Source organism: Mycolicibacterium palauense (assembly GCF_002592005.1).
Lineage (GTDB): Bacteria > Actinomycetota > Actinomycetes > Mycobacteriales > Mycobacteriaceae > Mycobacterium > Mycobacterium palauense.
Genome location: NZ_NVQF01000161.1, coordinates 1 through 5,368, shown reverse-complemented (window position 1 = coordinate 5,368; position 5,368 = coordinate 1). Strand labels below are relative to the sequence as shown.

Here is a 5,368-nt window from a genome sequence, read left to right as displayed (position 1 = left end):
CGTGCTCACCGAGCCGGTCACCGTGGCCAATGACCGCACCGGCGGCGGCGTGCGCTATCAGGACGGCGTGGCCGTGGTCGCGGTCCAGCTGCTGGGCAAGGCGCACACCCCGACGCTGTTCACCGGGGGCGGGCCCGCCGGCGGCGGGAACGCCGGGCGCGGCGGCATCGGCGCCGGCATCGGGTTTCCCTGCGGGGCCGCGGCGATGATCGACGCGACGATCGTGCCGTGCGAATCGCAGTCCAGCAGCCCGTCGCCGCCCATGATGTAGTCGCCGCCAGGCACGACGGGCAGTCGCGGGTTCGGGTTCACGCCGGTGTCGATGACCGCGACGGGCACCCCGTTGCCGGTGGAGAACTGCCAGGCCCTGTCGATGTTGAGCATGGCGAACCCGGGCGCCGTGGCGGCCACATTGGGCTCGGCGACGGTGATCGTCTGCGCGCAGACGTTGCTCTGCCGCATCGGCTCGTCGGGGCCCGGTTTGCCGTCGGCGGGCACCCGCGCCGGGTCGATGGTCGGCGGCGAGATGGCCTGGGCGGCCGGCAGGTCAGACAGCAGGCCGACGAGCATCGCCGCCAGGGACATCGCGCCGAGACGCTTGAGCACCGTGGGGAGGGCCGGCGCGGGATGGGCCGGCGCGGGATGGGCTGGGGTGCTCATCGCATCCGCACCCAGGTGAACAGGCCACCGATCCAGGCGGCCAGCGGCAGCGCGGCGACGATGGCGGCCAGTTCCAGCCATTCGGCCAGCATCCTGACCAGCGGCGTGAAGCGCGTGAACGGGACGAGCAGCGCCGCGGCCAGACCGACCGCGGCGAACGCGGCCAGCGCCAGGGTCCCCCACAGCAGGGCGGCCCCCGATTCGGGCGGTGAATGCAGGACGTACCGCGCGATGCCGAGGCAGGTCGCCGCGACCGCGCCGAGCACCAGGGCCACGGCCTGCCGCTTGTCGGCGAACGAACGGCCGCGGCTGATGAAGATGAACACGAACAGGCCCGCCAGGATCGCCGCGGCCGTGCTCTTGGCACGCCCCGGCATCAGCGTGGCCCACACGGCGGCCGGCAGCGCCAGCGCCGCGGCGAAACAGATGCCGGTGAGCACGCTGTTGGCCCGTACGGCCGCCTCGGCGATGGCGGCCCCGCCCGGTGTGGTGTCGGGGTTGGGTTCCTCCTGGTCGTCCTCGGCCTCCTCCACCGGGGCGACCGCGTCGACCGGCATGCCGTCGCGGCGCCGGAACAGATCACGCCCGGTGATGGACCCGAAGTGCGGGGGCCTGATGCGGGCGACCCACAGCGCGATGGTCGGGGCCAAGGAGAGCACCAGCAGCAGGGCCACCAGCGCAAGCATGCCGAACCACTGGGCCTGGATCGGCCGCCACATGCGCGCCAGCGCCACCGCACCGCCCAGCGCGCACAGCGTCACCACCGTCGCGGCGAGGGTCACGTGCTTCTTGGTGACGACCACGACGGCGCAGGTGAGCAGCGCGGTCGTCAGCCCGGCGATGAACAGGTGCGCCGCCCCGAGCCCGCCGGGTGCGCCCGAACCGGCGGCCACGGCCAGCAGCGGTACCGCGATCCAGGCGAATCCGCTGAGCAGGTCAGCGCGCTGGGGCCACCAGCGCCAGATGATCCCGGCCGCACCGGCGACGAGTACACCGAGCACCCCGGTGACGATGGTCGCGGCGTATCCGTCACCGGCCAGGCGGGTCCGCACGGCCAGCGCCAGCACGGTGGCGGCCATCATCGCCAGCAGCACCAGCGCGGTGTGTGCGGCGGTGCGCGCGGTCACCGGTTCGAACAGCCGCTTGCCGATCCGGGCCAGCCCGGTGGACAGTGATTCGTACTGGGGTTCAAAGGATTCGCCGTCCCCGGCCGGGGCCAGCACCAGGGTGGCGCCGTCCTCGACACCGAGTTCGTCGAGCGTCTTGGTGACGTCCAGCCGGGTTCCGTTGGCGCGCTGCAGTTCGTAGCCGACGCCGGACTCCAGGCCGGTGAGGCCGCGGCGGCGCAGCTCCTCGTTGAGGAGTTCGACCACGTCGTCGATGAACACCTCCACGGGCACCGACGCCGGGTAGACCTGGGAGACCAGATGGTCTCCACACACCACGGCCACGGCGCACCGCGCGGGAAAGGACACCTTCGCCATTAGGCCGGCCTGTCGGCGTCCGGAGTGTATTTGTCGGCGATGTCGGCGGTGATCTCGAATAGCCGCAGACGCGTCTTCTTCTGCAATTCGTGCTGCGTGTCGATAATGCCGCCCTTGGCCAAATGTGGGTCGTAGGGCATGAATTCGACGGTGGCACCGGACTGCCGGAAACGCTCGGTCAGGTATGCCAGGGCTTGTTTGTCGTAGCTGCCGCGGTTGTCGTTGATGATCACCGTGCTGCGCGACACCAATTCGTGGTAGCCCATCGAGCGCAGCAGGTCGATGGACCGGGTCACCGGCAGTGAGGTGTCGGCGGTCAGGCCCGAGACGAAGACCAGCGTGTCGGCCGCGTCGTAGACGGCCTTCATCACGGGATGCTCCAGATCGTCGGCGGTATCGACGAGGATCACGTTGTGGGTGCGCCGCAGCCGGGAGAGCACCCCGGTGAACATCGAGGGCACCAACGGCCGGGGCTGGTCGGAGGCGCGGTTGCCGGCCAGCACGTCCAGGCCGAGGGCGTTCTGCCCGAGGTGTTCACGGATATCGGCGTAGCCCTGCACATCGGTGTCGTTGAGCACGGCCGAGTAGTCGCCGGGCGGGCTCTCGTCGATGCGCCCGGACAAGGTGCCGAACCCGGGTGCGGCGTCGATGGCGACGACGTTCTCGGGCCGGCATTCCCGGAACACCGCGCCGATACTGGCCGTCATGGTGGTCTTGCCGACCCCGCCCTTGCCGGAGACGACGGCGATCACGTACTGCTTGCGGATGTGCCGGCGGATGCGCTCGCGCAGCTCGCGGTAGTGCCGTTCGGCCGGCGACTCGCCGAGGTTGATGCCGTGAAAAGTCAGGTTGTAGATGAATTTTCGCCAGCCCGACCCGGGTGGAATCTTGCGCGGCGCGACCATATCGGAAATGCGCAACGTGCCTGAGACGGAATCGCCGCCGGCGCGGTGGTGGGCACCGTATTGGTCCCGCTCAACAGGATCTCGGGGGTCGGGAGAATAGCCCGGATCATTCCACGGACCTGTCACGGCGCCGATGCTAACACTCGGTCCCTCGCCATTTTTCTAGACGACCTTTCTGTACGAAAACCACTCGTTTTCCGACGGCAGGCGGCGCACCATCTTCTGCACGGCCGACGCGATGTTCCCCGGTGAACCCGGGCTCAGGATCATCCAGCGGCGCCCGCCGCTGGTGGTGTGTTCGGCCACCAACCGGCCCTCCGGGGTGTCGATGATCGTCACCACGCTCTGTTCGATGTGGGATCGGGCCGGTCTGCCGTCCACACCGGCCTGGATCGCGACGACCGACGCCTGGGCCGAGCGGCCCGGGTCGGCGGCCAGCGTCAGCAGGTGCAGCTGGTCGGAGTCGATCCGCTGGTTCAGCAGGAACCGGCGCAGGCTGTCCTGGTCGCGCACCCCTTCGAGCAGTTCGTCGACGCTGAGGGTGACCGGACGCAGCGAGGCCGCCTTCAGCGACCCGCAGAGCCGGTCGATCTCCGAGGAGATCAGCATGTTCGCGGTGCCCTCCGCGGTCGCCGTGCCGATGCCGCCCAGCCGCACCAGGTCTCCGGTGCGCTCCAGCGAAACCCACCACTGCGCGAACCGGGCGATCAGTTCCCGGGCGGGGGCGTCGCCGGACTCCGGGGTGCGGGCGTCGATCAGCAATGCGACATCGCGGCGGGCCAGCACGGTCAGCCACTCGAGCACGATCTGGTCGACCTCGCCGGACTCGGTGATCACCCCGGCGGCCTCCAGTTCGCGGGCGACCGGGTGCGCCAACGCCATCCGGGCATCCTCGACGCGCGGGAAGTGCGGGCGCAGACCGAGTTCGGGTGCCACGGTCTCGATACCGCTCAAGACCTGAAGCACCCACAGCCCGTCGACGGACGTCGTCAACATCGGTGTTCCCCCAACATGTCTGATCTCCCACGGCTTCGATCCCGCACGGCGTCCGGTAGCACCCGCCGGCAAAGGTCGCGGCCGGCGCCCGTGGCGCCGGCCCCGTTCATTCGTGTTCCCGGCGCCCGTCCCCGCGCGTGGATGTCGGGAGCGGGCGCCGGCCCGGTGGTCAGCGCCGCCGGGCCGGCAGGTCCGCGGTCACCGCGGGCCGGGAGGTCCACACAGACCGGAGGGGCGCCACGAAGGGCGCCCCTACCGGCCCGAGCGGGCGGTACTCAGAAAAGGTTGCCCATCTGCAGATCGGTCGCGTGGGCGCTCTCGTTGACATTGGAGATGGTGGAGCCGTGCCGGGAGACGGTCTCGATCAGACCCTGCAGGCCCTGCAGCATCTGCATCTGCGCCTCGTGGAACGACCCGGCCGCCGCGCCCTGGAAGAAGTCGGCGATGGCGTTGGTGCGCTGCATGATGTCGTCGTGGATCTCCATGAGCTGCGCGGCGCGGTTGCCCACATCGGAGGCGAAGTCGGCGACGCCGCCGTGGTTATAGGTGATGTTGTCCATCGTGAGGTTCCTTAGGTTCGAAGGTTCGTCGGATCAGGAGCCGGCGGCGAAGCTGGCCAGGTTGTGAGCGGCGTCGGTCTCATGCTCTTCCATCATCGCGGCGGCCTGGGCCAGGCCGTGTGCCAGGCGGGTGCCACCGGTGATGGTCTGCTGCAAGTCGTGGTTGATCTGCGCGGCGGTGTTGACCGATGCGACGGAGGCCTGGCCACCCCAGACCGCGCCTCCCAGTCCCTCGTGCTGGCTCAGGTAGCCGTTGGCGATCGAGGTGGCGTGCTGCAGCGCCGACTCGATGGCCTGCTGCGTGCTGCGCAGCACCTCCGGTGTTACGACGAGCGAACCCATGTACTTCTCCCTTTTCGTATTGCCCCCCGGTTGGGGAATCTGAATGTCAGTTTATGTGCTGCTAACCAGCTGTCACTTCACTCTGTGGCAAACCCTGCAAACGGCACTCCCCTCGTGCGGTTGTGTTAGCTGAGGCGCTGCGGGTCCTCGCCGACCACCACGCGCGAACGAGCCACATCCTCTTTGTCGCCATCCCCCTTGCCCTGGCCGAGCATGCCGGCGTGGGCCGGTGACATGGGCATCGCCCCGCCGCCGACAGGCTTTGCCGGACCGCCGGGCGCCGCCTCGGTCAGCAACCCTCCCTTGAGGCCGCTGGGACGGCCCGCGTTCTCCGGTTCGAAGCTGCTGTTGGGCCGGGTGTAGTTGGTCATCCCGGCGCCCGGATAACCCCCCGCGGCCCAACAGCAGCTTCGAACCGGAG

6 protein-coding genes and 1 pseudogene are annotated in these 5,368 nt (G+C 69.7%); all 7 read right to left on the bottom strand.

The window, feature by feature from the left end; genetic code table 11:
- Window positions 1-114: 114 nt before the first annotated feature.
- A pseudogene (locus tag CSR00_RS29265) lies at window positions 115-585 on the bottom strand (type VII secretion-associated serine protease); the annotation flags it as partial.
- Between the two features lie 71 nt (window positions 586-656).
- Window positions 657-2,144, bottom strand: a complete 1,488-nt coding sequence (gene eccD / locus CSR00_RS29260) for a type VII secretion integral membrane protein EccD (protein WP_099025859.1) — start codon at window positions 2,142-2,144, stop codon at window positions 657-659.
- Window positions 2,144-3,175: a MinD/ParA family ATP-binding protein gene (locus CSR00_RS29255; RefSeq protein ID WP_407662537.1), complete on the bottom strand. Its 1,032-nt coding sequence runs from the start codon at window positions 3,173-3,175 to the stop codon at window positions 2,144-2,146. Before CSR00_RS29255 ends, eccD begins: the two co-directional genes overlap by 1 nt.
- A gap of 36 nt (window positions 3,176-3,211) precedes the next feature.
- Window positions 3,212-4,045, bottom strand: coding sequence for an ESX secretion-associated protein EspG (locus CSR00_RS29250; protein WP_099025857.1), 834 nt, complete (start codon window positions 4,043-4,045; stop codon window positions 3,212-3,214).
- Window positions 4,046-4,320: 275 nt separating this feature from the next.
- Window positions 4,321-4,605, bottom strand: a complete 285-nt coding sequence (locus CSR00_RS29245) for a WXG100 family type VII secretion target (RefSeq protein ID WP_099025856.1) — start codon at window positions 4,603-4,605, stop codon at window positions 4,321-4,323.
- A 33-nt stretch (window positions 4,606-4,638) separates the two neighbouring features.
- Window positions 4,639-4,947, bottom strand: coding sequence for a WXG100 family type VII secretion target (locus tag CSR00_RS29240; protein ID WP_099025855.1), 309 nt, complete (start codon window positions 4,945-4,947; stop codon window positions 4,639-4,641).
- Window positions 4,948-5,072: 125 nt separating this feature from the next.
- The gene (locus CSR00_RS29235) at window positions 5,073-5,318 is read right to left on the bottom strand and encodes a hypothetical protein (RefSeq protein ID WP_099025854.1); all 246 of its coding nucleotides are present in this window, start codon (window positions 5,316-5,318) and stop codon (window positions 5,073-5,075) included.
- Window positions 5,319-5,368 lie beyond the last annotated feature (50 nt).

Excerpts from the sequence above, each read along its gene's own strand:
- eccD (WP_099025859.1), bottom strand. The coding sequence starts at position 2,144 with ATGGCGAAGGTGTCCTTTCCCGCGCGGTGCGCCGTGGCCGTGGTGTGT.
- CSR00_RS29250 (WP_099025857.1), bottom strand. The coding sequence starts at position 4,045 with ATGTTGACGACGTCCGTCGACGGGCTGTGGGTGCTTCAGGTCTTGAGC.
- CSR00_RS29245 (WP_099025856.1), bottom strand. The coding sequence starts at position 4,605 with ATGGACAACATCACCTATAACCACGGCGGCGTCGCCGACTTCGCCTCC.
- CSR00_RS29240 (WP_099025855.1), bottom strand. The coding sequence starts at position 4,947 with ATGGGTTCGCTCGTCGTAACACCGGAGGTGCTGCGCAGCACGCAGCAG.
- CSR00_RS29235 (WP_099025854.1), bottom strand. The coding sequence starts at position 5,318 with ATGACCAACTACACCCGGCCCAACAGCAGCTTCGAACCGGAGAACGCG.